The 22,845-nt window shown below is 70.4% G+C and carries 24 protein-coding genes; 10 read left to right on the top strand and 14 right to left on the bottom strand.

Annotation, left to right across the window (positions count from 1 at the left end; genetic code table 11):
• Window positions 1–17 precede the first annotated feature (17 nt).
• Complete coding sequence (gene pyk / locus ACZ7IB_RS05495) at window positions 18–1,448, top strand: pyruvate kinase (protein ID WP_470909356.1); 1,431 nt, start codon at window positions 18–20, stop codon at window positions 1,446–1,448.
• Between the two features lie 95 nt (window positions 1,449–1,543).
• Here the strand turns inward: pyk and ACZ7IB_RS05490 are convergent, their stop codons facing one another.
• From ACZ7IB_RS05490 to ACZ7IB_RS05475, 4 genes are all read right to left on the bottom strand, one after another.
• Window positions 1,544–2,803 carry a hypothetical protein gene (locus ACZ7IB_RS05490; RefSeq protein ID WP_470909354.1) on the bottom strand — a complete coding sequence of 420 codons (1,260 nt, stop codon included), beginning with the start codon at window positions 2,801–2,803 and terminating at the stop codon, window positions 1,544–1,546.
• Complete coding sequence (locus ACZ7IB_RS05485; protein WP_470909352.1) at window positions 2,793–3,368, bottom strand: DUF6114 domain-containing protein; 576 nt, start codon at window positions 3,366–3,368, stop codon at window positions 2,793–2,795. Before ACZ7IB_RS05485 ends, ACZ7IB_RS05490 begins: the two co-directional genes overlap by 11 nt.
• A 94-nt stretch (window positions 3,369–3,462) precedes the next feature.
• Window positions 3,463–4,122 carry a DUF6230 family protein gene (locus ACZ7IB_RS05480; RefSeq protein WP_470909351.1) on the bottom strand — a complete coding sequence of 220 codons (660 nt, stop codon included), beginning with the start codon at window positions 4,120–4,122 and terminating at the stop codon, window positions 3,463–3,465.
• 600 nt (window positions 4,123–4,722) lie between these two features.
• Entirely contained in the window at window positions 4,723–5,703 is a 981-nt protein-coding gene (locus tag ACZ7IB_RS05475; RefSeq protein WP_470909349.1) for a tetratricopeptide repeat protein, read from the bottom strand.
• Between the two features lie 394 nt (window positions 5,704–6,097).
• Between ACZ7IB_RS05475 and ACZ7IB_RS05470 the strand changes: the two genes are divergently transcribed.
• Window positions 6,098–6,724, top strand: a complete 627-nt coding sequence (locus ACZ7IB_RS05470) for a TetR/AcrR family transcriptional regulator (protein WP_470909347.1) — start codon at window positions 6,098–6,100, stop codon at window positions 6,722–6,724.
• Here ACZ7IB_RS05470 and ACZ7IB_RS05465 read toward each other — a convergent pair.
• Both ACZ7IB_RS05465 and ACZ7IB_RS05460 read right to left on the bottom strand, forming a co-directional pair.
• The gene (locus tag ACZ7IB_RS05465) at window positions 6,715–7,734 is read right to left on the bottom strand and encodes a GDP-mannose 4,6-dehydratase (protein WP_470909345.1); all 1,020 of its coding nucleotides are present in this window, start codon (window positions 7,732–7,734) and stop codon (window positions 6,715–6,717) included. The genes ACZ7IB_RS05470 and ACZ7IB_RS05465 overlap by 10 nt on opposite strands.
• A gap of 28 nt (window positions 7,735–7,762) precedes the next feature.
• Window positions 7,763–8,890: a UDP-N-acetylglucosamine--N-acetylmuramyl-(pentapeptide) pyrophosphoryl-undecaprenol N-acetylglucosamine transferase gene (locus ACZ7IB_RS05460; RefSeq protein ID WP_266426637.1), complete on the bottom strand. Its 1,128-nt coding sequence runs from the start codon at window positions 8,888–8,890 to the stop codon at window positions 7,763–7,765.
• Window positions 8,891–8,954: 64 nt separating this feature from the next.
• On the opposite strand from ACZ7IB_RS05460, the gene ACZ7IB_RS05455 reads away from it, so the two are divergent.
• Window positions 8,955–9,635: a response regulator transcription factor gene (locus ACZ7IB_RS05455; RefSeq protein WP_470909343.1), complete on the top strand. Its 681-nt coding sequence runs from the start codon at window positions 8,955–8,957 to the stop codon at window positions 9,633–9,635.
• The gene (locus tag ACZ7IB_RS05450) at window positions 9,632–11,086 is read left to right on the top strand and encodes a sensor histidine kinase (RefSeq protein ID WP_470909341.1); all 1,455 of its coding nucleotides are present in this window, start codon (window positions 9,632–9,634) and stop codon (window positions 11,084–11,086) included. Before ACZ7IB_RS05455 ends, ACZ7IB_RS05450 begins: the two co-directional genes overlap by 4 nt.
• Here ACZ7IB_RS05450 and ACZ7IB_RS05445 read toward each other — a convergent pair.
• The 4 genes from ACZ7IB_RS05445 to ACZ7IB_RS05430 all read right to left on the bottom strand — a co-directional run bounded on the left by ACZ7IB_RS05445 (window position 11,062) and on the right by ACZ7IB_RS05430 (window position 15,245).
• Window positions 11,062–12,762: an acyl-CoA mutase large subunit family protein gene (locus tag ACZ7IB_RS05445; RefSeq protein WP_470909340.1), complete on the bottom strand. Its 1,701-nt coding sequence runs from the start codon at window positions 12,760–12,762 to the stop codon at window positions 11,062–11,064. The genes ACZ7IB_RS05450 and ACZ7IB_RS05445 overlap by 25 nt on opposite strands.
• A gap of 108 nt (window positions 12,763–12,870) precedes the next feature.
• Window positions 12,871–13,203 carry a DUF3817 domain-containing protein gene (locus ACZ7IB_RS05440; RefSeq protein WP_470909338.1) on the bottom strand — a complete coding sequence of 111 codons (333 nt, stop codon included), beginning with the start codon at window positions 13,201–13,203 and terminating at the stop codon, window positions 12,871–12,873.
• 64 nt (window positions 13,204–13,267) lie between these two features.
• The gene (locus ACZ7IB_RS05435) at window positions 13,268–13,777 is read right to left on the bottom strand and encodes a MarR family winged helix-turn-helix transcriptional regulator (RefSeq protein ID WP_470909336.1); all 510 of its coding nucleotides are present in this window, start codon (window positions 13,775–13,777) and stop codon (window positions 13,268–13,270) included.
• 10 nt (window positions 13,778–13,787) lie between these two features.
• Window positions 13,788–15,245: an MFS transporter gene (locus tag ACZ7IB_RS05430; protein ID WP_470909334.1), complete on the bottom strand. Its 1,458-nt coding sequence runs from the start codon at window positions 15,243–15,245 to the stop codon at window positions 13,788–13,790.
• Between the two features lie 74 nt (window positions 15,246–15,319).
• On the opposite strand from ACZ7IB_RS05430, the gene ACZ7IB_RS05425 reads away from it, so the two are divergent.
• Window positions 15,320–16,318, top strand: a complete 999-nt coding sequence (locus tag ACZ7IB_RS05425) for an ArsR/SmtB family transcription factor (RefSeq protein ID WP_470909332.1) — start codon at window positions 15,320–15,322, stop codon at window positions 16,316–16,318.
• Window positions 16,319–16,371: 53 nt separating this feature from the next.
• Here ACZ7IB_RS05425 and ACZ7IB_RS05420 read toward each other — a convergent pair whose 3' ends face one another.
• On the bottom strand, window positions 16,372–16,665 hold the full coding sequence (locus tag ACZ7IB_RS05420; RefSeq protein WP_030916057.1) for an MTH1187 family thiamine-binding protein: 294 nt from the start codon (window positions 16,663–16,665) through the stop codon (window positions 16,372–16,374).
• Window positions 16,662–17,012 (bottom strand): DUF3817 domain-containing protein, encoded by a 351-nt coding sequence (locus ACZ7IB_RS05415; RefSeq protein WP_470909330.1) that lies wholly within the window; start codon window positions 17,010–17,012, stop codon window positions 16,662–16,664. Before ACZ7IB_RS05415 ends, ACZ7IB_RS05420 begins: the two co-directional genes overlap by 4 nt.
• Window positions 17,013–17,291: 279 nt before the next feature.
• Here ACZ7IB_RS05415 and ACZ7IB_RS05410 point away from each other — a divergent pair, with 279 nt between their 5' ends.
• From ACZ7IB_RS05410 to ACZ7IB_RS05395, 4 genes are all read left to right on the top strand, one after another.
• A complete protein-coding gene (locus tag ACZ7IB_RS05410; RefSeq protein WP_470909533.1) occupies window positions 17,292–17,924 on the top strand; it encodes an AIM24 family protein in 633 nt (210 codons plus the stop codon).
• Window positions 17,924–18,574 (top strand): AIM24 family protein, encoded by a 651-nt coding sequence (locus ACZ7IB_RS05405; RefSeq protein WP_030916049.1) that lies wholly within the window; start codon window positions 17,924–17,926, stop codon window positions 18,572–18,574. The genes ACZ7IB_RS05410 and ACZ7IB_RS05405 overlap by 1 nt, the downstream gene beginning before the upstream one ends.
• Window positions 18,571–19,335: an AIM24 family protein gene (locus ACZ7IB_RS05400; protein WP_470909328.1), complete on the top strand. Its 765-nt coding sequence runs from the start codon at window positions 18,571–18,573 to the stop codon at window positions 19,333–19,335. Before ACZ7IB_RS05405 ends, ACZ7IB_RS05400 begins: the two co-directional genes overlap by 4 nt.
• Before the next feature lie 125 nt (window positions 19,336–19,460).
• Complete coding sequence (locus tag ACZ7IB_RS05395) at window positions 19,461–19,937, top strand: MarR family winged helix-turn-helix transcriptional regulator (RefSeq protein WP_329836699.1); 477 nt, start codon at window positions 19,461–19,463, stop codon at window positions 19,935–19,937.
• 22 nt (window positions 19,938–19,959) lie between these two features.
• On the opposite strand, the gene ACZ7IB_RS05390 is transcribed toward ACZ7IB_RS05395, so the two are convergent.
• Window positions 19,960–21,426 carry a sensor histidine kinase gene (locus ACZ7IB_RS05390; protein WP_470909326.1) on the bottom strand — a complete coding sequence of 489 codons (1,467 nt, stop codon included), beginning with the start codon at window positions 21,424–21,426 and terminating at the stop codon, window positions 19,960–19,962.
• Window positions 21,423–22,085: a response regulator transcription factor gene (locus ACZ7IB_RS05385; protein ID WP_470909324.1), complete on the bottom strand. Its 663-nt coding sequence runs from the start codon at window positions 22,083–22,085 to the stop codon at window positions 21,423–21,425. Before ACZ7IB_RS05385 ends, ACZ7IB_RS05390 begins: the two co-directional genes overlap by 4 nt.
• Before the next feature lie 119 nt (window positions 22,086–22,204).
• Between ACZ7IB_RS05385 and ACZ7IB_RS05380 the strand changes: the two genes are divergently transcribed.
• Entirely contained in the window at window positions 22,205–22,828 is a 624-nt protein-coding gene (locus tag ACZ7IB_RS05380; protein WP_470909322.1) for a PepSY domain-containing protein, read from the top strand.
• Window positions 22,829–22,845: the final 17 nt, after the last annotated feature.

Here is a 22,845-nt window from a genome sequence, read left to right as displayed (position 1 = left end):
CCGATAGGATCCGCCTCATGCGCCGTTCCAAAATCGTCTGCACACTCGGTCCCGCCGTCGACTCCCATGAGCAGCTCGTCGCTCTGATCGAGGCCGGCATGAGCGTGGCCCGCTTCAACTTCAGTCACGGCAGCCACGAGGAGCACCAGGGTCGTTACGACCGGGTCCGCAAGGCCGCCGCCGAGACCGGCCGTGCGGTCGGCGTGCTCGCCGACCTCCAGGGCCCGAAGATCCGCCTGGCGAAGTTCGCCGAGGGCCCCGTCGAGCTGGTCCGCGGGGACGAGTTCACGATCACCGCGGAGGATGTCCCGGGCGACAAGTCGATCTGCGGCACGACCTACAAGGGCCTGCCCGGCGACGTCGCCAAGGGCGACCCGATCCTGATCAACGACGGCAACGTCGAGCTGAAGGTCGTCGCGGTCGAGGGCCCCCGGGTCAAGACCATCGTCATCGAGGGCGGTGTCATCTCCGACCACAAGGGCATCAACCTGCCCGGCGCGGCGGTCAACGTCCCGGCCCTGTCCGAGAAGGACGTCGAGGACCTGCGGTTCGCCCTGCGGATGGGCTGCGACCTGGTGGCGCTCTCCTTCGTACGGGACGCCAATGACGTCAAGGACGTCCACAAGGTGATGGACGAGGAGGGCCGCCGGGTCCCCGTCATCGCCAAGGTCGAGAAGCCGCAGGCCGTCGAGCACATGGAGGGCGTCGTCATGGCGTTCGACGGTGTGATGGTCGCCCGCGGCGACCTGGCCGTCGAGTACCCCCTGGAGAAGGTCCCGATGGTGCAGAAGCGCCTGGTGGAGCTCTGCCGGCGGAACGCCAAACCGGTGATCGTGGCGACCCAGATGATGGAGTCGATGATCACCAACTCGCGGCCGACCCGCGCCGAGGCGTCCGACGTCGCCAACGCGATCCTGGACGGTGCGGACGCGGTCATGCTGTCGGCCGAGTCCAGCGTGGGCGCGTATCCGATCGAGACGGTCAAGACGATGTCGAAGATCGTCGTCGCCGCCGAGCAGGAGCTGCTCTCCAAGGGCCTGCAGCCGCTGGTACCGGGCAAGAAGCCCCGCACCCAGGGCGGTTCGGTGGCCCGTGCCGCCTGCGAGATCGCGGACTTCCTGAACGGCAAGGCACTGGTCGCCTTCACCAAGTCCGGTGACACGGCCCGTCGCCTCTCCCGCTACCGTGCGGCGCAGCCCATCCTGGCCTTCACCACGGACGAGTCCACCCGCAACCAGCTCGCCCTGAGCTGGGGCGTCGAGGCCCACGTCGTACCGCATGTGGACAACACCGACGCCATGGTGGACCTGGTCGACGGGGAACTCCTGAAGCTGGACCGCTACAACGAGGGCGACACGATGGTCATCACGGCCGGCTCGCCTCCCGGCATCCCGGGCACGACGAACATGGTGCGGGTGCACCATGTGGGTGGCGGGGCGCGCGACTGACGCGGCCGATACCCGTACGGCAAGACTGTGGGCCGCACTCCTTCCGGAGTGCGGCCCACAGTCTTCTGTGCGGCTCCCGAACGGGCCGGTGTCGGCTAGCTGTTGCCGCCGGTGAAGTAGTTGTGCAACCCCGGCACCGTGAGCGTGCCGCCGAACTGGCCGGCCTGGGTCACCTTGACCTTGGTGAAGACGGCGAAGGGGACGTTCAGCGGCGGCGGTGTCTGCGGGCTGAACGTGACCGGGAAGAGGCCGAAGAGATTGCCCTTCAGCTCCTCCGTGTACATCGTCACCGTGCCGTCGCGGATGGTGGACTTGGAGCCCTTCCGCGCCTGGACGTGGGCCGTGGTGCCGGCCGGGCCGACCGTCAGCTGGTGGAGGTCATTGATGTCGATGGAGCTCGCGGTGAACTTCAGCACCTTCTTGATGGTGCCGTCCTGCGTCTTCACCTCGACAATGCCCTTGTAGTCGAGCCCGTTGAGGGTGAGCATCGAGCTCTGCAGGATCCACGGGTCGGTGGGGAGCAGCGGGACGCCCGTTTCCAGGTCGGCCGCGGCCAGTGCCTCGGGGTCGGCGGTCGGACACGGGAAGCGCGGCTTGGCGCCGTCCGGGATGTCGTCGTCCTTCTTGGCGTCGAGCCCCTTGGCACTGTCGTCGAGCTCCTCGACCGACTTGCCGGCCTTGTCAGCGGCCTCGCGGATGGCGGCGGCGGTCTTGTCGGCCGTCTCCTTCGCGGCGTCCGTGGCCTTCTCCGCGGGCTTCTCCGCAGGCTCGGCGGTGTCGCTCTGCGACGGCTTCGGGGACGCGGTGCTCGCGCTCGGGGACGGGCTCGCCGTCGCCTTGTCCGGTCCGTCGAAGAGGTCCTTCAGCGCGTCACCGACGCCCAGCGGGTCGAGCGGGTTCCTCGACTTCGTGGGTGTGGGCGAGGCGCTCGGCGCAGCGGCGGCGGGTGCGTCGGCGGCCTTCGCCTCCGGCTTCGTGGCGTCGCTCGCGGACGGGGTCTCCGAGGGCTCCGGTGTGACCGCGTCGTCCTTGTCACCGGAATCGGTGGCGGACGGGGACGGCGACTTCGTCTCCGATGCGGACGGGGACGGCGACTCGCTCGGCTCGTCGGAACGGGTCACGCAGGGGCCGGGCGCGAAGGGTATGTCCGTGCTGTCGTCGGCCAATGCGAGCTTGGGGGTGAGCCCCATGCCCACGAAGACGGCCGTCGGCATCGCGGCGAGCGCGAAGGCCTTGCCGGCGGGTATGTGCAGCTTCGTCAGCAACGACTTCCTGGGGGCCGCGTGGCGCGGTCCGCTTCTCGTCCGGAGGTCCTCGTTTTCGAGGCTGGTTGCCTGCCTGTCATCACCCCGCACGATGCCTCCCGCCGTCGGCCTCAGCTGTCGTGCCGTGCTCAGTGGGCTGCCGCTGCGGGGCGACTGCCTCGTAGTGCGCGCCCTCCGGGAGTTCATCCGCCGGCTCATTCTTCGCGAACGCTGCGTCCGCGGGCCTTTCCTCGCCGAGCGGAGTGGCATCCGTCGCCGGTACCCCCGGCGCCCAGGAGACGGAGAGCGCCCCACCGAGCAGGGCGAACAGGAAGCCCATCACGAAGCCGCCGATGTTCGCGACGGGTATGGAGATCAGCGCAAGAAGAATGGCCGCGACACCGGCGAACACCCTGACGATGTGGTGGAACCACATCGTCAGACCCAACGTGATCAGCAGGACTCCGATGATGAGAGACCCCGCGCCCGCCGTGGTCGACATCGCCAGCGTCAAATTGCCGAGGTGCATGTTGGCGTACGGGAAATAGGCGATGGGCACTCCGCCCACCATGGTGAACAGACCCGCCCAGAAGGGCCGGTTACCCCGCCAGGTGCGGAAGCGCCGCCGAAAGACGCGGAGGTAGTGATCGTTCTGCCCTGTGGATTCGGGGCTCATGGAAAACAGCTCCCTGGAACCGGTACCGCTGTGAGAAGAAGAAGGGTGGGTGGCCGGGCACACGCCGAACATGCCCAGCCACCCGGGCGAGCGCCTAGTAGCACTCCTGGACGCCCTTGTGGAGCTTGAGCGACAGTCCGCTGAGGTTGAAGGTGCCTGCCGTCGTGGCCCACGCCTTCTGCTCCACGCCCTTCAGCACGGCTTTCTCGGCCCGCTGCGCGAAGCCGTTCGCGTTGGCCTGAGTGCCGGGCTGGATGCCCGGGGAGCCCGGCCTCTCCTTCTTATGCAGAGAACCGGCCGCGACGCCGATGTCGATGTTCTTGAACTCGGCGTCGGCGTCGAGTTCGGAGACATCGAGGTAAAGGTCCTTGGCGTAGACCTTCTTGTCGCCCTTGCTCGGGTCACCCGCAGTGAGGGTCAAGGTGACACTACCGAGACCCAACGGCAGGTTGGGCGTGACGACCGACTGGCACATCTTGGTGATGTAGGCCTTACGGAAGCCGGACACGGCCACCGGGGCCGCCATGTCCTTACCGTCGAGAGTCTTGCCCGTGGCCACGCTGCCGTACTGAACGAAGTCGTAGCCTTCGAGCTCGGCGGCACTGACCTTGAACTCCTGGCCGGACACGCTGAACGAAGCCGCGAGCGCACCCTGCGCCAGGCCGACGCCCACCGCTGCTGTCGCCGCCACGCTCGGCACCATGACCAGAGCGAAACGCTTCCATCTGGTGCCACCACGAACCTGGGAACTCATAAATTTTCCTCCTTCTCGGACGTACATCTCCGGTACGGGCGAGGGCCCGTCCTGGGATGGGAGAAGTGCTACGTCCTCGGAAAGGAGAGCGCCCGCGTACGGAGGCAGGAACCGCGTCCGAATCACCGGCGATCACCCCCGAGCGACAACCACTGGCCACGCATTCGCGCAACCTGTTCGGACAGGCCCCGCCGGACGGCAGGAACCCCCCTGTCCGGAGTCGGCGCCACTGCCGCCGACCCACTCGGTGGGGACCCAACAGGGCCACCGCGCCGACTGGCAGCCGGGCTGGCGTTATTGGACCGAGCCTGGCCGATCGTGGTGCATTCCCGCCCGCGGCACAAGGGGGTTCGTTACTCGCTAGTAACGGCCCGATAACCGATGCGCGACCCGGTGATACCACCCAGCCACACAGGGTGGCATCGACTGGAAGGACGAAAGGGAAAATCGGGGTCTTTATACGGACAGATCCCGGGGGGCGATTTACTGCGAGTAACAGGCCGTACCTTTATCAAGATTTGGTAAAGCGGGGCCGTCTCTTATCGCCTGCTCGCGAAAACGGCCGTGGCACCCCGGGGGTGCCACGGCCGCGTTGTCACATCAGAACAAGACCCGCGCCAGCGCCGTACGCGCGGCGCCGACCCGCGGATCGTCGGGGCCGATCACCTCGAACAGCTCCAGCAGCCGCAGCCGCGCCGTGTCCCGGTCGTCGCCGAAAGTACGGCGCACCGTCTCGACGAGTCGCCCGAAGGCGTCCTCGACATGACCACCGACCAGATCCAGATCGGCGGCCGCGAGCTGCGTCGTGACATCGGCCGGGTTCTCCGCCGCGTCCTTGCGGACCTGCTGCGGGTCCATGTCCTTTACCCGGGCGAGCAGTTCGGCCTGAGCGAGACCGAGCTTGGCCTCCGTGTTGGCCGGGTCGTCGGACAGGACGTTCTTGTATGCCCGGACGGCACCGGCGAAGTCGCTGGCATCCAGGGCCTGTACGGCCGCTTCGAGCAGGGCGTCGTACGGACCGGCAGGCTCCTCGGCAGGAGCCTCGCCGGCTCCCTCGGCGACGGCCGCGTCCTGGTCGACCACGATTCCGGTGAGCCCGAACCGCTCCTCGCCGACCTGGATCAACTGGTCGAGCGTCTGCCGGATCTGGGCCTCTGGGGCCGCGCCCTGGAAGAGCGGGAGGGCCTGCCCGGCGACGACGGCGAAGACCGCCGGGATGCCCTGGATGCCGAACTGCTGCATCAGCATCTGGTTGGCGTCGACATCGACCTTGGCGAGCACGAAGCGGCCGTTGTACTCATGGGCCAGGCGCTCGAGGAGCGGCCCCAACTGCTTGCACGGCTCGCACCACTCGGCCCAGAAGTCGATGACGACCGGGACCTCGGCGGAGCGCTGGAGGACGTCGTTCTCGAAGCCCGCCTCATCGACATCGATCACCAGGGCGGACGGCGGCACGGCACCGCCACCACCCTGCCGGGCGGCCTCGGCACGGGCCTGCTCCGCCTTCTCTTTGGCCTCGCCGGCCGCCTTCACCGCGGCGAGGTCGACGACGCCGCTCATGGACATGTTCCTAGGCTGCATACGTACATCCTCCCCCCTTGGCGCGCCGATACGGAAAGCGAGACGGGAACCGGATCGGTCCGCGGCCCCGGCCGGTGTGCGGGGCGGGCGGACAGACACGGTCCCGGGCCCCGCGAAGGATCCCGGAAGGGGTCGAAAAAACCCCGGTGGGTCCCTGAAAGACCCGGTTCGGCAGCCGGACCCCCGCCCAGTGCCTGCTGCGGCTCCGGGTCCCCACCCGGCGCCTGTGGCTGTCGCTCGTTCGTGGCGCGAGACGCGGCGCCCTGGCCGCCTTCCTTACGCTACGACCCGTAGCGTAACTGCCGATGGGCTCTCTCGAACAGATGATCCCGGTGATCTGTCTCACGGACACCGGGGCCGTCCCGTTCTTGCTACTGACCGGTATGGTCACCGCATGCTGAGCCACAGCGACCAAACCCCCTCCCGGACAGGACGTCCGCGCAGTACCGCGGCCGATGCCGCGATCCTCGAAGCGACCCGGGCGTCCCTGGTCGATCTGGGCTGGTCGAAGCTGACCATGGGTGATGTGGCGACCCGGGCGGGGGTCGCGAAGACGACCCTCTATCGGCGCTGGGCGGGCAAGAACGAGCTGGTCGTCGACGCGGTCGCGGTCCTCTTCGACGAGCTGGAGCTCCACGACCGGGGCAGCCTGGCGGCCGATGTGCAGGGCGTCGTGCTCCAGTTCGCCGCGCTGCTGGAGCGGCCGGAGACCCGGACCGCACTGATGGCGGTGGTCGCGGAGTCCACCCGGGACGATTCGCTTCGGCTGCGGATCCGGTCGGCCATCGTGGACCGGCAGAAGCGCCTGGTCGTCCTCGGCCGGGAACGCGCCCAGGCCCGCGGCGAGCTGCCGTACGAGGACGATGCCGAGACGGCGGCCCACAACGCGGACCTGATCTTCGATGTGATCGCCGGTGCCGTGGTGCACCGGACGCTGGTCAGCGCCGAGCCGGTGGACGGCGAGTGGGCGCGCAGCTTCACCTCTCTGCTGTTGCTCGGGCTGGCCGGGGCTCAGACCTGATAGCGCCCCGGCGCGAAGAGGTGGAGGTGCTTCTCCACCCAGGCGGAGGTCCGCTCCAGGCCCTCCTCCAGGGAGACTTCGGGCCGCCAGCCCGCCCACTCACGGGCCCGGGTGTTGTCGGACAGCAGCCGCTGGACCTCGCTGCCGGAGGGCCGCAGCCGCGCCGGGTCCACCACCACCTCCGCGTCCCGACCGGACGCGGTGATCAGGGCTTTCGCCAGGTCGCCGACCGAAATCTCCCGGCCGGTGCCGAGGTTGACGCTCTCGCCCAGGGCCCGGTCGCAGTCGGCCAGCGCCAGGAATCCGGCCGCGGTGTCGGTGACGTACGTGAAGTCCCGGGTGGGGGTCAGTGAGCCGAGGCGGATCTCCCGTGCGCCCGCGTGCAGTTGGGCCAGGATCGTGGGGATCACCGCTCGGGCGGACTGGCGCGGGCCGTAGGTGTTGAACGGGCGGACGACGGTCACCGGAAGCTCGAAGGCGTGCCAGTGCGAGAGCGCCATCATGTCGGCGCCGATCTTCGAGGCGGAGTATGGGGACTGCGGCTGGAGCGGGTGATTCTCGCTGATCGGGGCGGTCAGCGCGCTCCCGTACACCTCGCTGGTGGAGGTGTGCAGCAGGCGGCGCACCGAGTGGCGGCGGCACGCCTCGGCGATGTTCTCGGTGCCGACGACGTTCGTGCGGACGTACGCGGCCGGCGCGTCGTAGCTGTACGGGATGCCGATGAGCGCGGCGAGGTGGAAGACCGTGTCGCAGCCCGCGACCGCGTCCATCACACGGCCCGCGTCACCGATGTCCCCGGCGATCATCTCGACGGGGCTGTGCGGGTCGTCGAGGTAGCGGGCGAGGTGCCCCTTCTCGGCGTACGGCTTGTAGTGGACGAACGCGCGGACGTGCGCGCCGCGTTCGACGAGCAGGTCCACGAGGGTGGAGCCGATGAAGCCCTCGGCGCCGGTGACGAGGACCGTGCGGCCCTTCCAGTCGATGCTGCGGCCGTTGCGGTCGGTGCTCATGCGGTGAATTCCTTTGCGGTGGGCGGGGTTACTGGGCGGTGGCGAGGCGGATGACGGTGGCAGCGAGCAGGTCGGCAGCCCGCGCATGGTTGCCGGAGTCGGCGGCGCGGCCCATCGCGGCGAGCCTGCCCGGGTCGGTGAGCAGCGGCTCGACGACGGCGGCGAGCCGGTCGGCGGTGGTTTCGGCGTCCGGCACGAGGTATGCGGCACCCACCTCGGACAGCACCCGGGCGTTGTGGGTCTGGTGGTCGCCGGGGGCGTGCGGGTACGGCACGAGGACGGCGGGCACCCCGGTGGTCGCGAGTTCGGCGATCGTGGCGGACCCGGCCCGGCAGACCACCAGATCGGCCACGGCGTAGGCGAGGTCCATCCGGTCCAGGTAAGGGACGGCCTGCGCGACCGGGCCCGCGCCCGCGTCGGCGAGCCGCTGCCGGGTCTCCGCGAGCGCCGCCGGACCCGTCTTGATCAGGAGGTGGACGTCCCGGCGGTCGCGCCAGCGGGCGGCGAGGCCGACCGCGGCCGCGGTGAGCCGGGCCGCGCCGAGGCTGCCGCCGTTGAAGAGGACGACGCGGGCTCCGGCGGGTATACCGAAGGCGCCCCGGGCCTCGTCGCGGAGCGCGGGGCGGTCCAGGGCGGCCAGCGAGGCGGCGATCGGCATGCCGACGGTCCGGGCCCGCTCTCCGCCCGCCAGGTGCGGGCGGCTGCCGTCGAAGGCGACCGTGAGGTGTTCGGTGAGCCGGGCAGCGAACTGGTTGGCGCGGCCGGGGACGGCGTTGGACTCGTGGATGACGCTGGGCAGCCCGGCCATCCGGGCCCCGAGGACGGCGGGGGCGCTCGGGTAGCCGCCCATGCCGACGACGACCTGGGCCCGCTGGGTGCGCAGGATGGACCGGCACTGCGCGCCGGAGCGCAGGAGGGCGGCCGGGAGCAGGAAGCGCTTGGCTCCCAGCGCGGGGTCGAAGGGGATCATGTCGACGGTGTGCAGCCGGTATCCGGCCGCCGGGATCAGGGTCGTCTCCAGGCCCCGCTCGGTCCCGACGAAGGAGATGACCGCGTCCGGGTCGGCGCGGCGCAGGGCCTCGGCGAGAGCGAGCCCTGGGTAGATGTGGCCGCCGGTGCCGCCCGCACCGATCACGACGGAGAGTGGTGTGCGCATGGCCACCACTCTCGGAAAGCGGCTTAAGAAGGTTCTAAGAGTCCGCTTTGGCATTCTTCGGGGTATGAACAGGATTCTGGTGGCCGACGACGAGCCGGAAGTGCGGGCCGCCGTCGAGGACGGGCTGAGCGTAGAGGGGTACGAGGTACGAGGGGTCGGCGACGGCCTGGCCGCGCTCTCGGCGGTGGCGTCCTGGCAGCCCGACGCGCTGGTCCTGGACGTGATGATGCCGGTCCTGGACGGGCTCGCGGTGTGCCGCCGGCTGCGCGCGATGGAGGACAGGACCCCGGTCCTGGTCCTCACCGCCCTGGCCTCCGTCAGCGAGCGCGTCGACGGCCTGGACGCGGGCGCCGACGACTATCTGGTGAAGCCGTTCGCGCTGGACGAACTGGTGGCCCGGGTCAGGGCCCTGCTGCGGCGGGCCGCCCCGCCCGCGGCGGACGGGGCGGAACTGTCCTTCGCGGACCTGACACTGGATCCGGTGGCCCGCACGGGACGACGAGCGGGCCGCCCGCTGGAGTTCAGCCGCACCGAGGCCGCCCTGCTGGAACTGCTCCTGCGCCACCCGGGCCAGGTGCTCCCCCGCGCGATGATCCTGGAGCGCGTCTGGGGGCAGGACTTCGGGCCGGACTCCAACTCGCTCGCGGTGTACGTGGGTTACCTGCGCCGCAAACTGGAACTGGGCGGTGAACCGCGGCTCGTCCACACGGTGCACGGTCTCGGCTACCGGCTGGACGTGACATGAGCGGGGTGCGCCGGCTGGGCGCCCGCTGGCGACGGCGGCGCCCGGTGCGTACACGGCTGGCGCTGGCGGCCTCGGCGGCGGTGGCACTGGTCGCGGTCGGGGTGTGCACGGCCGCCTTCTTCGTGATCCGCTACGAGTTGCTGCACCAGCTGGACCTGAATCTGACGCAGTCCGCGACGAGGCTGATCCAGGAGAACCGGGGCGGCGGCCCGCAGGTACTGGCCGGCCAGTGCCGGTACCTCTCCGCGCCCGCTTGCGCGCAGGTGGTCCCGGCCGCCCCGGCGGCGGACCCGGCCGAGGCGTATCCGCTGCCGGTCTCCGCTCCGGTACGAGAGGTGGCGGCGGGCGACCGGGCCCCGTACTTCAGCAATATCACCCGCTTCGGGCAGCCCCTGCGGATGCTCACGACTCGTTTCGGTGACGGGCGGGCGCTCCAGGTGGCACTGCGCTCGGACCCGGTGGAGAAGGGCGTCCAGCAGGCTGCCGTACTGCTGGCGGCGGTCGGCGGGGCGGGCGTCCTGCTGGCGGCGGCGCTCGGCTACGGGGTCTCCCGCACCGGCCTGGCGCCCGTGGCCCGGCTCACCTCGACCGCCGAGCGGATCGCGGCCACCCGGGACCCGCGCCACCGCATCGAGCTGCCGCCGGGGCCGCCGGGACGCCAGGACGAAGTGACCCGGCTGGCGGCCAGCTTCAATACGATGCTCGGTGAGCTGGAGCAGTCGGTGACCGCCCAGCGCCGGCTGGTCGCGGACGCCTCGCACGAGCTGCGGACCCCGCTGACCGCGCTGCGCACCAACGCGGAGCTGCTGGCCCGGGCCGACCGGCTGACGCCGGCACAGCGCGACCGGGCGGCAAGGGCGCTGGGCCGGCAGATCCGCGAGGTGGCCGGCCTGGTGAACGACCTGATCGAGCTGGCCAGGGACGAGGAGCCGCTGCCGCTGCTGGAGGAGGTACGCATCGCGGACCTGGCCGGGCATGCGGTGACCACGGCCCGGGCACACTGGCCGGAGACCCGCTTCCTGCTGGAGATCGCGCCCCCGGCGGCGGAGGTGACCCGGCCCGGCGTGCCCGCCCGCCTGAGTCGGCTGCTGACCAATCTGCTGGACAACGCGGCCAAGTTCAGCCCGCCGGGCGCCCCGGTGGAGATCGGTCTGACCGCGTTCGGGGACGGGCTGGAGGTGACGGTCCGCGACCACGGTCCCGGGATCGCGGCGGCGGACCTCCCGTACGTCTTCGACCGCTTCTACCGCGCTGACGCGGCCCGTGCGCTGCCGGGCTCGGGACTGGGGCTGGCCATGGCCCGGCAGATCGCCCGGGCTCATGGCGCGGACCTGACGGCACGGGCGGCGCCGGGCGGCGGAGCGCTGTTCACGCTGACGTTCGAGGGCGGGGACCCGCCGGGCGGCGGGGCCCTCCCCCGCGCCCGTCAGAAGCCGGGCGGCTCCGTGTAGGTACCCCACTCGTCGCGCAGAACCCCGCAGATCTCGCCGAGCGTCGCCTCGGCCCGTACCGCGTCGAGCATCGGCCCGATCATGTTGGAGCCGTCGCGGGCGGCGGCCAGCATCGCGTCCAGCGCCGACTTGACCCGCGCATCGTCGCGGGCGTCCTTGCGGCTGCCGAGCACCCGGACCTGCTCGCGCTCGACCTCGTGGCTGACCCGCAGGATCTCCAGGTCGCCGGTGACCGAGCCGTGGTGGACGTTGACGCCGACGACGCGCTTGTCGCCCTTCTCCAGCGACTGCTGGTACCGGAAGGCGGACTCGGCGATCTCGCCGGTGAACCAGCCGTCCTCGATGCCGCGCAGGATGCCGGAGGTGATGGGCCCGATGGGGTGCTGCCCGTCCGGGTGGGCCCGGGTGCCGCGTTCCTTGATCTGGTCGAAGATCTTCTCGGCTTCGGCCTCGATCCGGTCGGTGAGCTGCTCGACGTACCAGGAACCGCCCAGCGGGTCGGCCACATTGGCGACGCCGGTCTCCTCCATCAGCACCTGTTGGGTGCGCAGCGCGATCTCGGCGGCCTGCGCGGAGGGAAGTGCGAGGGTCTCGTCGAGGGCGTTGGTGTGCAGCGAGTTGGTGCCGCCGAGGACCGCGGAGAGCGCCTCGACCGCCGTCCGTACGACGTTGTTGTACGGCTGCTGGGCGGTGAGCGAGACACCGGCGGTCTGGGTGTGGAAGCGGAGCCACTGCGCCTTGTCGGTCCTGGCGCCGTACGTCTCCTTCATCCAGCGGGCCCAGATGCGGCGGGCCGCGCGGAACTTGGCGATCTCTTCGAAGAAGTCGAGGTGCGCGTCGAAGAAAAAGGAAAGACCGGGCGCGAAGGTGTCGACGTCCAGCCCGCGGGAGAGGCCGAGCTCCACGTAACCGAAGCCGTCGGCGAGGGTGTACGCGAGCTCCTGCGCGGCCGTCGCCCCGGCCTCGCGGATGTGGTAGCCGGAGACGGAGAGCGGCTTGTAGGCGGGGATGTCGCGGGCGCAGTGCTCCATCAGGTCGCCGATGAGGCGCAGATGGGGCTCGGGCTGGAAGAGCCACTCCTTCTGCGCGATGTACTCCTTGAAGATGTCGGTCTGGAGCGTGCCGTTGAGCACGCCCGGGTCGACGCCCTGACGCTCGGCGGCGACCAGATACATGCAGAAGACGGGGACGGCGGGTCCGCTGATCGTCATGGATGTCGTGACGTCGCCGAGCGGGATGTCCTTGAAGAGGATCTCCATGTCGGCGGCGGAGTCGATGGCCACGCCGCAGTGCCCGACCTCGCCGAGCGAGCGGGGGTCGTCGGAATCGCGGCCCATCAGTGTCGGCATGTCGAAGGCGACGCTGAGCCCGCCGCCGCCCGCGGCGAGGATCATCTTGTAGCGCTCGTTGGTCTGCTCGGCGTTGCCGAAGCCGGCGAACTGGCGGATGGTCCAGGTCCGGCCGCGGTAGCCGGTCGGGTACAGCCCCCGGGTGAAGGGGTACTCGCCGGGCCAGCCGATCCGCTCGAATCCCTCGTACGTGTCCCCGGGGCGGGGGCCGTACGCGGGTTCCACAGGATCCCCGGAGAGTGTGGTGAAGTCCGCGTCACGCTTGCGGGCCTTGTCGTAACGGGCCTGCCAGCGGCGGCGGCCTTCCTCGATCGCGTCAGCGTCCATACCATCGAATTTACTAGGACGTCCTAGTAAATGTCGATGGCAAACCGCCCGGTGCTTCGCACGGGGCGGTTCGGGTGGTGCGGGGCGGGCCGGGCTCGCCCTGGCGGTTCAGACCTTGACGGCGGCCGGAGAACCGTCGGCGACCAGCGGCTCGACCTCGCGGACGACCTTGCGCTCGACGAAGAAAGCGGCCGTCGGGATGGTGCCGGAGATCAGCACCCAGAGCAGCTTGCCCACCGGCCACTTCGCCTTGGAGCCCAGGTCGAAGGCGAAGATGAGGTAGATGATGTAGAGCACGCCATGGATCTGGGAGACGACGAGCGTCAGATCCTTGCCCATCTCGAAGCCGTACTTGAAGACCATGCAGGTGCAGAGCACCAGCAACATGACTGCGGTGACGTAGGCCATCACCCGGTACCGGGTCAGCACACTGCGTTTCATGGCATCGAGCGTAACCGGACGCCCGGGGCGATCTTGCAGCGGGCCGGGCCCTCGAAATGTCGTCCTATGCCTCTTCGAAATCCTTGGCCGCGATCCGCAACGGCCGCAGCATGGCGAAGATCTCCGCGCACTCCTCGGCGTCGTACACCCCTAGCCCGAACTCCATGTCGACCAGGTCCTTGGTCGCGGCCTCGACGACCTCGCGGCCCCTGTCGGTGATGGAGGCGAGGGTTCCGCGGCCGTCGTTCGGGTTGGGGCGCTTGGCGACCAGGCCGGAGCGCACCAGCCGGTCCACCGTGTTCGTGACGGAGGTGGGGTGGACCATGAGCCGCTCACCGATCTTGGACATCGGCAGCTCACCGGCCCTGGAGAAGGTGAGCAGCACCAGCGCCTCGTACCGCGCGAAGGTCAGGCCGTACGGTTTGACGACCGCGTCGACCTCGGCGAGCAGGATCTGCTGCGCGCGCATGATCGAGGTGATCGCCCCCATCGAGGGCACCGGGCCCCAGCGCTGCTGCCAGAGTTCGTCGGCGCGGGCGATGGGATCGAAGGGGAGACTGAGCGGCTTCGGCACGGCACCGACCTTACCCACTGGTCATATGCTGGTCAGCCCCGTCTCGAACTTCGGTCCGAGGACCGTGCGCGGTCGCTGTCGCCCTGACCTCGCGGACCAGCAGGAGCGTGCACACCGTACCGATCGCCCCGGCCCCCGCGACCACCAGATGCACGGGGACGAATTCGGCGGCCAGCCCGGCCAGCGCCATGCCGATGCCCTGGACCGTCATCAGCCCAGCGGTGAGCAGGGTCATGGCCCGGCCCCGCAGCTCCTCCGGGACGGCATCGACGAACCACTGGTCGAGGCCGATGATGTACGCCGCCCCCACCCCGGCCAGCGCAAGCGCCACCAGGGTCGGGACCATGCCGGGGCGGATCCCGTACAGCAGGAACGGCAGCAGCCCGGCGGCGGCGACCGGCAGCACGATCCGGGAGCGGATGCGCGGGGCCAGCACGGCGCCCACGTACAGCTCGGCGCCGATGTGACCGACCGGCATCGCGCACATGAGGAGTCCGAGCGCGGCCGGACCGACACCGATCTCGTCCGCGTACGGTGCGGCGAGCGCCTCCGGTGCCACGACGAACATCGCCGGCAGCCAGAAGAGCAGCATCAGCGCGCGGATCCTGCGGTCGGCGAGGACGGTCCGGGCTCCGGCGAGCGACTCCTTGAGCAGGGCACCGCCTCCGTCGCCGCCGCTCCGCGCGGGCCGGTCGCGGGTCCCGAAGCGGAGCAGCACCGCCGAGCAGAGGAAGGTCCCGACGGTGATCGTGATCGCCCCGCGCGCGGACACCGCGGCGAGCAGCGCACCGCCCACGCCGAAGCCGATCAGCAGAGCGCTCTGCGAGACGATCCGCAGCAGTGAGCGGCCCAGTACATAGAGGTCGCCCTCGCCGAGGATGTCGGTGAGCGCGGCCATGCGCGTCCCGGTGAAGACGGGCGACACGGAGGCGACGAGACAGCGCAGCGCGAGGAGCCCGCCGACGGGGGTGCCGGGCAGCACCATGACGGCGACACAGCCCGCGCAGATCAGATCGCAGGTGACCAGGACCCGGCGTGCGGGGTAGCGGTCGGCGACCCCGGCGAAGAGCGTGCCGCCGACGAGGTAGGGGAGGAAGCCGAGCGCGAAGGTGAGGGCGCTGAGCAGGGGCGAGCCGGTGAGGTCGTAGACGAGGACGGTGAGCGCGAGCTCGCTGACAACGACGCCGAGCAGGGAGAGCAGGTGTGCGGCGAAGACGGCACGGAACTCCCGTACGGCAAAGACGGCGCGGTAGCCGCGGGGTGTACCGGGGTCCGGGACGGAAGCCGGAGCCCGGAGCGCGGGCGACGGGTTCGGGTCAATGGGGTCGGCGCGCTCCGGGGACGGCGCCGCTCCTGTGGGGTGGGCGTTCGCTGCGGACGGGTGGTGGGGTGATGGGCCCGTCGGGCCGCTCGGGGGGTCCACCGCGTCGCGTGGGCCGCCCGCCGGGGCGGGGCTGTTGCTCGGCATGGACGCAGCGTGAAGGAGCATGGCCCGCGCTCCATAAACTTTCGGCTGACACCGAATCTTTGTGAGGTGGGCCGATGCCGTTCCATCTGCATTTCGACGAGAGCGATCTGCTGTGCTGCAGGTTCGCCCTCTCCCCGCTCTGGGAGACGCAACAGGCAGTACGCACCCTCCTGCGCCCCGGGAACCACGGCTACCACGAGCCGTGGCTGCGGCGTATCCGGAGCGCGGCCGCGGGGCTCGAACTCGGGCCGCTCTGGTCGCTGATGCCGGCAGGCGGACACAATCCTGACTTTCTCTGCCCGCCGCCGCTCGGGCCCTATGCATCCTTCGAGGAGGAGATCGCCGGGGTGCGCGCCATCGACCCCGAGCTCGTCCGTGCGGACCTGGCACTGACGCTCGCGTGTGTGCCGGGGGCGCTGGACTCCCCCTCCGGACGGACGATGCTCGACGACCCCGCCCGTGCGCAGCGGGAGCTGTCCGCGCTTCTGGAACAGGCGTGGCGCGTCCTGGTCGAGCCGGACTGGCCGCGGCTGCGCGCATTGCTGGAGGCGGACATCGCGTACCACTCGCGGCGGCTCGCCGCGGTCGGCCTCGCGCGGCTGCTCGGCGAGTTGAGTCCCCAGCTGAGCTGGGCGGGCTCGACGCTCACGCTCGTCGGGATGCGGGGCCGGCACTCCCGGGTGCTCGGGGGGCAGGGTCTTGTCCTGATGCCGAGCGTCTTCGCCTGGCCGGATGTGGTGAGCGGGTACGAGCCGCCCTACCAGCCCGCGGTGATCTATCCGGCGCGTGGGATCGGTGGCCTGTGGACGGAGCCCGCGGACCGTACGCCGCAGGCGCTCGCGCGGCTGCTCGGGCGGGCGCGGGCCGATGTCCTGTGCATGCTCGACGAACCGGCAGGGACGAGCGCCCTCGCCCACCGGCTCGGCCTCGCGCCGTCCTCCGTGTCGGAACATCTGTCGGTGCTGCGGGCGGCGGGGCTGCTGACCTCGCGGCGGTACGGGCACCAGGTGCTGTACGAGCGGACGCCGCTCGGGATCGCGCTGGCGGTGGAGCCCGAAACGCACCCCGGGTGACGGAGACCCCCTCGCCGGACGGCGAGGGGGTCTCAGGATGGTGCGGAGAGGCGTCAGCCGGCGAGGTACCGCTCGACCGTCTCGACCTTGGAGGTCAGGCCGTCGGTGACACCGGGGCGGATGTCGGCCTTCAGTACGAGCGAGACGCGTCCGGCGCGGGCCTCGACGGCGGCGACGGCCCGCTTGACGACGTCCATGACCTCGTCCCACTCACCCTCGATGGAGGTGAACATGGCGTCCGTGCGGTTGGGCAGCCCGGACTCGCGGACGACCCGGACGGCGTCGGCGACGTACTCGCCGACGTCCTCGCCGACGCCCAGCGGACTGACCGAGAACGCGACGATCACGCGCTGACCACGCCTTCCCGGCGGGCACGGGCGGCGATGACGCCATCGGCCTCGTAGCGCTTGAGCACCTTGTCGCCGTACAGCCCGCCGAACGGCAGCAGCGCGAGCAGGAAGAAGAACGCGATGCGCTTCAGCGGCCACTTGGTCTTGGACCAGACGTCGAGCAGCAGGACGGCGTAGATCACGAAGAGCACACCGTGGATGATGCCGAGCGGCATCATCAGGAAGTCGATGTCGGAGACCCGGCTGAGAATCGAGCCAAAGATGATCAGCGCAGGGAAGGAGAGCGCCTCGGGAATCGAGATGAGGCGCAGCCGGTGCAGGGCGGTAGCGGTCTTGATGTCCACAAGGGCACCTTCGGTGGGAGGATCGTGACAGCTTGTGAATACAGGCACAAGCGCACCCATTGTGGCATCGGCACGGGCGGCGCTCGGCGCCGGGGCCGTATGTGTCCGGTCACGTGCCGCCGCCGGGCCCCGATCCGTTCCGTCGTCGCCCTGTACGGGATACGTCCGGATTGCGTACGGGTCCCGTACCGGATGCGTATCAGGGGCGGTTCAGGGTGCCGGTTCCTCCCCAGGGCCCTGTCCCGGCCGGGGCCGGGCCGATACCGTCGCTCCGTGGCAATGTTCCGACTCCAAGGCAGCAGAACGCTCGCCGTCGACCTGGCCGGCGACGCCGTCAAGGCGAAGAACGGCTCGATGGTCGCGTACGACGGCCGGATGACGTTCAAGAAGATGACCGGCGGCGGCGACGGCCTGCGCGGCATGGTGACCCGCCGGCTGACCGGCGAGCAGATGACCGTGATGGAAGTGACAGGCCAGGGCACCTGCTACTTCGCCGACCGCGCGAGCGAGATCAGCCTCGTGTCGCTGCGCGGCGAGAAGCTCTATGTGGAGGCGAGCAATCTGCTCTGCACCGACGCCGGGCTGCGCACCGGCACCACCTTCACCGGGCTGCGCGGCGGGGCGACCGGCAACGGCCTGTTCACCACCACCGTCGAGGGCACCGGTCAGGCGGCGATCATGTCGGACGGCTCGGCCGTGGTGCTGCGGGTGACGGCCCAGTACCCGCTGTTCGTCGATCCCGGCGCCTACATCGCCCACCAGGGCAACCTCCAGCAGCACTTCCAGTCCGGGGTGAACTTCCGGACGCTGATGGGCGAGGGCTCGGGCGAGTCGTTCCAGATCCGGTTCGAGGGCGAGGGCCTCGTCTACGTGCAGCCGAGCGAGCGGAACACCATCGGGGGCGATGTCTGATGCCGTTCCGTGAGATCAACTCGAAGATGGTCGAGGCGACGGTGGTCCCCGGCCAGAAGATGTTCAGCCAGCGCGGCGCGATGCTCGCGTACCGCGGCGAGGTGTCGTTCACCCCGAACATCCAGGGCGGCCAGGGCGGCCTGATGTCGATGATCGGCCGACGGGTGGCGAACGAAGCGACCCCGCTGATGACGGTCGAGGGCAGCGGCACGGTGATGTTCGGCCACGGCGGCCACCACATCCAGGTGATCAACCTGGCCGGCGACACCCTCTATGTGGAGGCCGACCGGCTGCTCGCCTTCGACGGGACGTTGCAGCAGGGCACGATGTTCATGGGTGCGCAGGGCGGCGTCATGGGCATGGTGCGCGGCCAGGTGACCGGGCAGGGCCTGTTCACCACGACACTGAAGGGCCATGGCGCGGTCGCGGTGATGGCGCACGGCGGGGTGATCGAGCTGCCGATCACCCCGGGCCGCGAGGTGCATGTGGACCCGCAGGCGTATGTCGCCCACCACGGCGACGTACGCAACAAGCTCTCCACCGCGCTCGGCTGGCGCGACATGGTGGGGCGCGGCTCCGGCGAGGCGTTCCAGCTGGAGCTGAGCGGCAGTGGCGCGGTGTACGTCCAGGCCTCGGAGGAGAAGCTGTGAGCACGCCCGTGGTCTTCGACCCGATGACGCTGCCGTCGGACGACAACGTCAACTCGTACACCTTCTGCGTGGAGCTCAAGGGGAGCCAGTGGTTCCTGCAGAAGGGCAAGATGATCGCCTATTACGGACGGATCGAGTTCAACGGCATCGGCCACGGCCGCTTCGAGCGGCTGATCCGTACGAGCTTCCACTCACCGCTGCACGCGAGCGACTGGGTGGTGGCCGAAGGCAGCGGCAAGATGCTCCTCGCCGACCGCGCCTTCGACGTGAACTCGTACGACCTGGAGGAGGGGAACCTGACGATCCGGTCCGGCAACCTTCTCGCGTACCAGCCGACCCTGGCACTCAAGCAGTCCATCGTGCCGGGCTTTCTGACACTGATCGGTACGGGAAAGTTCGTGGCCGCGTCCAACGGTCCGGTGGTCTTCATGGAGCCGCCGCTGCGGGTCGATCCGCAGGCGCTGGTGGGCTGGGCGGACTGCCCCTCGCCGTGCCACCACTACGACCACGGCTATATGACGGGCGTGATGGGCGGGCTCAGGTCGCTTACCGGGATCGGCGGGACGTCGGGCGAGGAGCACCAGTTCGAGTTCGTCGGGGCGGGTACGGTGCTGCTCCAGTCGACCGAGATCCTGATGCCCGAGCAGCCGACGGGGGCGACGCCGGCGCAGGCCGGGGTGCCGGGTGGCGCGGGTCAACCTGGCTCCGCACCCCGTCTGCCCGGTCAGCTCGGGGACCTCCAACGTCGCTTCGGTTTGTGACCGGTAGTCTGCGGAGTGTGACGTCGAACGTCTGCACCCCGCACCGAGCCCGTCTCCGGGCGAGTGCCGGACGTCACACTCTCCCACCTTCGTCCGGCTTTCAACTTCTTAGGTAGAATCCATACATGGAGACCGAGACGGCCACTCGCTGGCTGAACGACGCGGAGCAGTGCGCCTGGCGCACCCACCTGGACGTCAGCAGGCTGCTGATGCACCAGCTGGAGAAGGACCTCCAGCCGTTCGGCCTGACCAACAACGACTACGAGATCCTGGTCAACCTCTCGGAGTCGGACGACCAGCGCATGCGGATGAGCGACCTCGCCGCCGCGACGCTGCAGTCCAAGAGCAGGCTCTCGCACCAGATCACCCGTATGGAGAGCGCGGGACTGGTCCGCAGGGAGAACTGCGAGTCGGACCGGCGCGGACTGTTCGCGGTCCTCACCGATGAGGGTGCGGAGACGATGCGGAAGGTGGCGCCCCACCACGTGGCGTCGGTGCGCAAGCACTTCATGGACCTGTTGACGCCGGAGGCACTGGCGGACCTGCACGCGGCACTGGCACCGGTCGCGGATCATCTGCGGGGGCGTCGCGGCAAGGTGTGACCTGCGCGGCGGGGCGCGGTGTTCAACCGGCGCTCGGCAGCCACAACTCGAACCGCGCGCCGCCCTCCGGCGCACCGTCCACCGTCAGCCGGCCGCCGTGCCGGGCCGCGACGTCGCGGGCGATGGCGAGGCCCAGACCGGCACCGCCCTCGTCCCGCGTACGGGCGTCGTCGAGGCGTACGAAACGTTCGAAGATCCGCTCGCGCTCGTCCGGTGGCACTCCCGCCCCGTCGTCGGTGACCGCGACGACCACGCCGCCCCGCTCCGCACGCAGCGAGACCGCCACCGTGCGCTCCGCATGACGCTCGGCGTTGTCCAGCAGATTGCCGATCACCCGCGCCAACTGCCCACGCGAGCCCTCCGCTTCGAACGCACCGGAGTCCGGCACGGACACCGCCACCGGAATCCGGTCGCCGGTGCGCTGCGAGACCTCCTCGTGGAGCAGCGCGCCCAGGTCCAGCGTCGTACGGCCCGGCCGCTCCCCCGCGTCCAGCCGGGCCAGCAGCAGCAGATCGGCCGCCAGCGCCTGCAGCCGTACGGTGTCGGCGACGGCGCCCGGCACGTCCAGCAACTCCGGATGCGCGGCGCCCACCTCCAGCTGGGTGCGCAGGGAGGCGATCGGGCTTCGCAGTTCGTGCGAGGCGTCCGCCACGAAGTGTCGCTGCCGGTCCACCGATGCCTCGAGGGCCGTCAGGGTCTCGTTGGTGGTACGGGCCAGCCGGGCGATCTCGTCGCGCGAACCGGGCTCCGGCACCCTCCGGCTCAGATCCTCGGACGCGGTGATCGCGGCCATCTCGCGCCGGATTCCCTCGACCGGGCGCAGCGCCCGCCGGGTCACCAGCCAGGTGACCCCGGCGACGACGAGCAGCAGCACCGGCAGCCCGATCAGCATCGCCCCGCGCACAGTGCCCACGGCCTCCTGCTCGGCGGCCAGCGGGGCGCCCGCGTGGACGGTCAGGGTCACCCCGGCTGATGTGGTCGCCCGGACTGACGCGAAGCGATAGTCGGCCGTGTCTCCGTCGACGGTGGCGGTGCCGTTGCTGAAGTCCGGGTTGCCGGAGTCGACTTCACCGCGGCCGGGGATGCTGTGACCGCCGTTGTCGTCGCCGCCGTCATCGCGTCCGTCGTCATCGCGTCCGTCGTCGTCGGAACCGGTGGAGCTTCCCGCGGCCGGTGACGGGGCCGGCTCGACCTGGTCCGTACCGGTGCCGGAGATCGCCTCCAGGTCCTTGGAGACGGCCACCACGCGCCCGTCCTCGTCGGTCACCTGGACCGGATGGTCCTCCTCCTCGCGCATCTCCAGCCGGTCGTACGGCACATCGAGGGCCAACTGCCCGGCCACCTCACGGGCCACCACCTCGGCCTGCAGCCCCGCCTGATCGGTGAGGTTGGCGCGCAGGACGAGGAGCACGGCGAGCCCGGCGCCGACCAGTGCGACCGCGACCACGACCGTGGCACCGAGTGCGGCCCTGGCCCGTACCGATCTCACAGCGCCTCCAGCCGGTATCCGGCGCCACGCACCGTACGGATGGCGGCCGCGCCGAGCTTGCGCCGCAGCGCGCTGACGTACACCTCGACGATGTTCGGGTCGCCGTCGTAGGCGAAGTCCCAGACGTGTTCCAGGATGTCCGCCTTGCTCACCACCTGCCCGGGCCGCAGCGCCAGTTGTTCCAGCACCGCGAACTCCTTGGTGGTGAGGGTGATTTCGGCCGGACCGAGGTGCACCCGACGAGCGGCGGTGTCCATGCGCAGGGAGCCGACGGTGACCACCGGCGAGCCGGAGCCGCCGCCCCGGCGCCGCAGCAGCGCCCGGATCCTGGCCACCAGCACGACGTACGAGAAGGGCTTGGTCAGGTAGTCGTCGGCCCCGGTGTCGAGGCCCTCCGCCTCGTCGTACTCCCCGTCCTTCGCCGTCAGCATCAGGATCGGCATCTCATGGCCGGCGGCGCGCAGGGCGGCACAGACCCGGTAGCCGTTCATTCCGGGCAGCATGATGTCGAGGACGACGAGGTCGTACGCCCCCTCGGCCGCCCGGTGCAGCCCTTCGAGACCGTCGTGCACAACGTCCACGGCGAAGCCCTCGGCTGTAAGTCCCCCGGCCAGGGACATCGCCAGCCGCTTCTCGTCCTCCACGATCAACAGGCGCATACGCACAGGGTCGCAAACGGAACCTGAAGACGGCTTCAGGTGGCTTCAGGCTGCGTTCAGCATCACCCCGGCAGTGTGGACCATGTCGAAACCGGCCACCCGATCAGGGAGGAATCCTCATGAAGCGCAAGATCGCCATCGCCGCCGTCACCGCGGCCGTGCTCGTCGGCGGCGGAGCCGCCACGGCCGTAGCCTTCGCGGACGACGACAGCCACGACCGTGACACCAGGAGCAGCGCGGCGGGCGGCAGCACCGCCCGCGTCGACGTCGGGGACGCGACCGCGGCCGCCGTCGGGGCCGTCCCGGGCACGGTCACCGAGGCCGAGCTGGACGACGAGGACGGCGGGCCGGTCTGGGACCTCGATGTGTACGGCTCCGACAAGGTCTGGCACGACGTGACGGTGGACGCGGGCAACGGCAAGGTGCTCGGCAAGCACGTCTCCGACGACGGCGATCGCGACCGGCATGCGCCCAGGTCGGCCCCCGTCTCGCTGGACGCGGCGGTCGACGCCGCGCTCAAGGCGACGCCCGGGACCGTGACGTCGATCGAACTGGACGACAGCGACGACCGGAGCGGCGGGGCGCTGCACTGGGAGGTCGACGTCCGGGGCAAGGACGGCAAGCGGCACGAGCTGAACGTCGACGCCAGGACGGCCAAGGTCACGGCGGACCGGTCGGACGACGGCCATGACCGTCATGACGACGACCACGGGGACGACCGGGACGACCACGACGACGACTGACGCCCGGGTCCGCCGGA

This window comes from Streptomyces sp. NPDC037301 (assembly GCF_055602785.1).
Note: the sequence above shows the minus strand (reverse complement) of the source record. Positions and strands in the feature narration are given on the sequence as shown.

Bases quoted from the DNA above. Each gene is read 5' to 3' on its own strand.
- ACZ7IB_RS05385 (WP_470909324.1), bottom strand. From the start codon at position 22,085: ATGCGCCTGTTGATCGTGGAGGACGAGAAGCGGCTGGCGATGTCCCTG.
- ACZ7IB_RS05380 (WP_470909322.1), top strand. From the start codon at position 22,205: ATGAAGCGCAAGATCGCCATCGCCGCCGTCACCGCGGCCGTGCTCGTC.
- ACZ7IB_RS05485 (WP_470909352.1), bottom strand. From the start codon at position 3,368: ATGAGCCCCGAATCCACAGGGCAGAACGATCACTACCTCCGCGTCTTT.
- ACZ7IB_RS05440 (WP_470909338.1), bottom strand. From the start codon at position 13,203: ATGAAACGCAGTGTGCTGACCCGGTACCGGGTGATGGCCTACGTCACC.
- ACZ7IB_RS05470 (WP_470909347.1), top strand. From the start codon at position 6,098: ATGCTGAGCCACAGCGACCAAACCCCCTCCCGGACAGGACGTCCGCGC.
- ACZ7IB_RS05460 (WP_266426637.1), bottom strand. From the start codon at position 8,890: ATGCGCACACCACTCTCCGTCGTGATCGGTGCGGGCGGCACCGGCGGC.
- ACZ7IB_RS05430 (WP_470909334.1), bottom strand. From the start codon at position 15,245: ATGCCGAGCAACAGCCCCGCCCCGGCGGGCGGCCCACGCGACGCGGTG.
- ACZ7IB_RS05475 (WP_470909349.1), bottom strand. From the start codon at position 5,703: ATGCAGCCTAGGAACATGTCCATGAGCGGCGTCGTCGACCTCGCCGCG.
- ACZ7IB_RS05395 (WP_329836699.1), top strand. From the start codon at position 19,461: ATGGAGACCGAGACGGCCACTCGCTGGCTGAACGACGCGGAGCAGTGC.
- ACZ7IB_RS05455 (WP_470909343.1), top strand. From the start codon at position 8,955: ATGAACAGGATTCTGGTGGCCGACGACGAGCCGGAAGTGCGGGCCGCC.
- ACZ7IB_RS05405 (WP_030916049.1), top strand. From the start codon at position 17,924: ATGCCGTTCCGTGAGATCAACTCGAAGATGGTCGAGGCGACGGTGGTC.
- ACZ7IB_RS05480 (WP_470909351.1), bottom strand. From the start codon at position 4,122: ATGAGTTCCCAGGTTCGTGGTGGCACCAGATGGAAGCGTTTCGCTCTG.
- ACZ7IB_RS05465 (WP_470909345.1), bottom strand. From the start codon at position 7,734: ATGAGCACCGACCGCAACGGCCGCAGCATCGACTGGAAGGGCCGCACG.
- ACZ7IB_RS05445 (WP_470909340.1), bottom strand. From the start codon at position 12,762: ATGGACGCTGACGCGATCGAGGAAGGCCGCCGCCGCTGGCAGGCCCGT.
- ACZ7IB_RS05425 (WP_470909332.1), top strand. From the start codon at position 15,320: ATGCCGTTCCATCTGCATTTCGACGAGAGCGATCTGCTGTGCTGCAGG.
- ACZ7IB_RS05410 (WP_470909533.1), top strand. From the start codon at position 17,292: ATGTTCCGACTCCAAGGCAGCAGAACGCTCGCCGTCGACCTGGCCGGC.
- pyk (WP_470909356.1), top strand. From the start codon at position 18: ATGCGCCGTTCCAAAATCGTCTGCACACTCGGTCCCGCCGTCGACTCC.
- ACZ7IB_RS05450 (WP_470909341.1), top strand. From the start codon at position 9,632: ATGAGCGGGGTGCGCCGGCTGGGCGCCCGCTGGCGACGGCGGCGCCCG.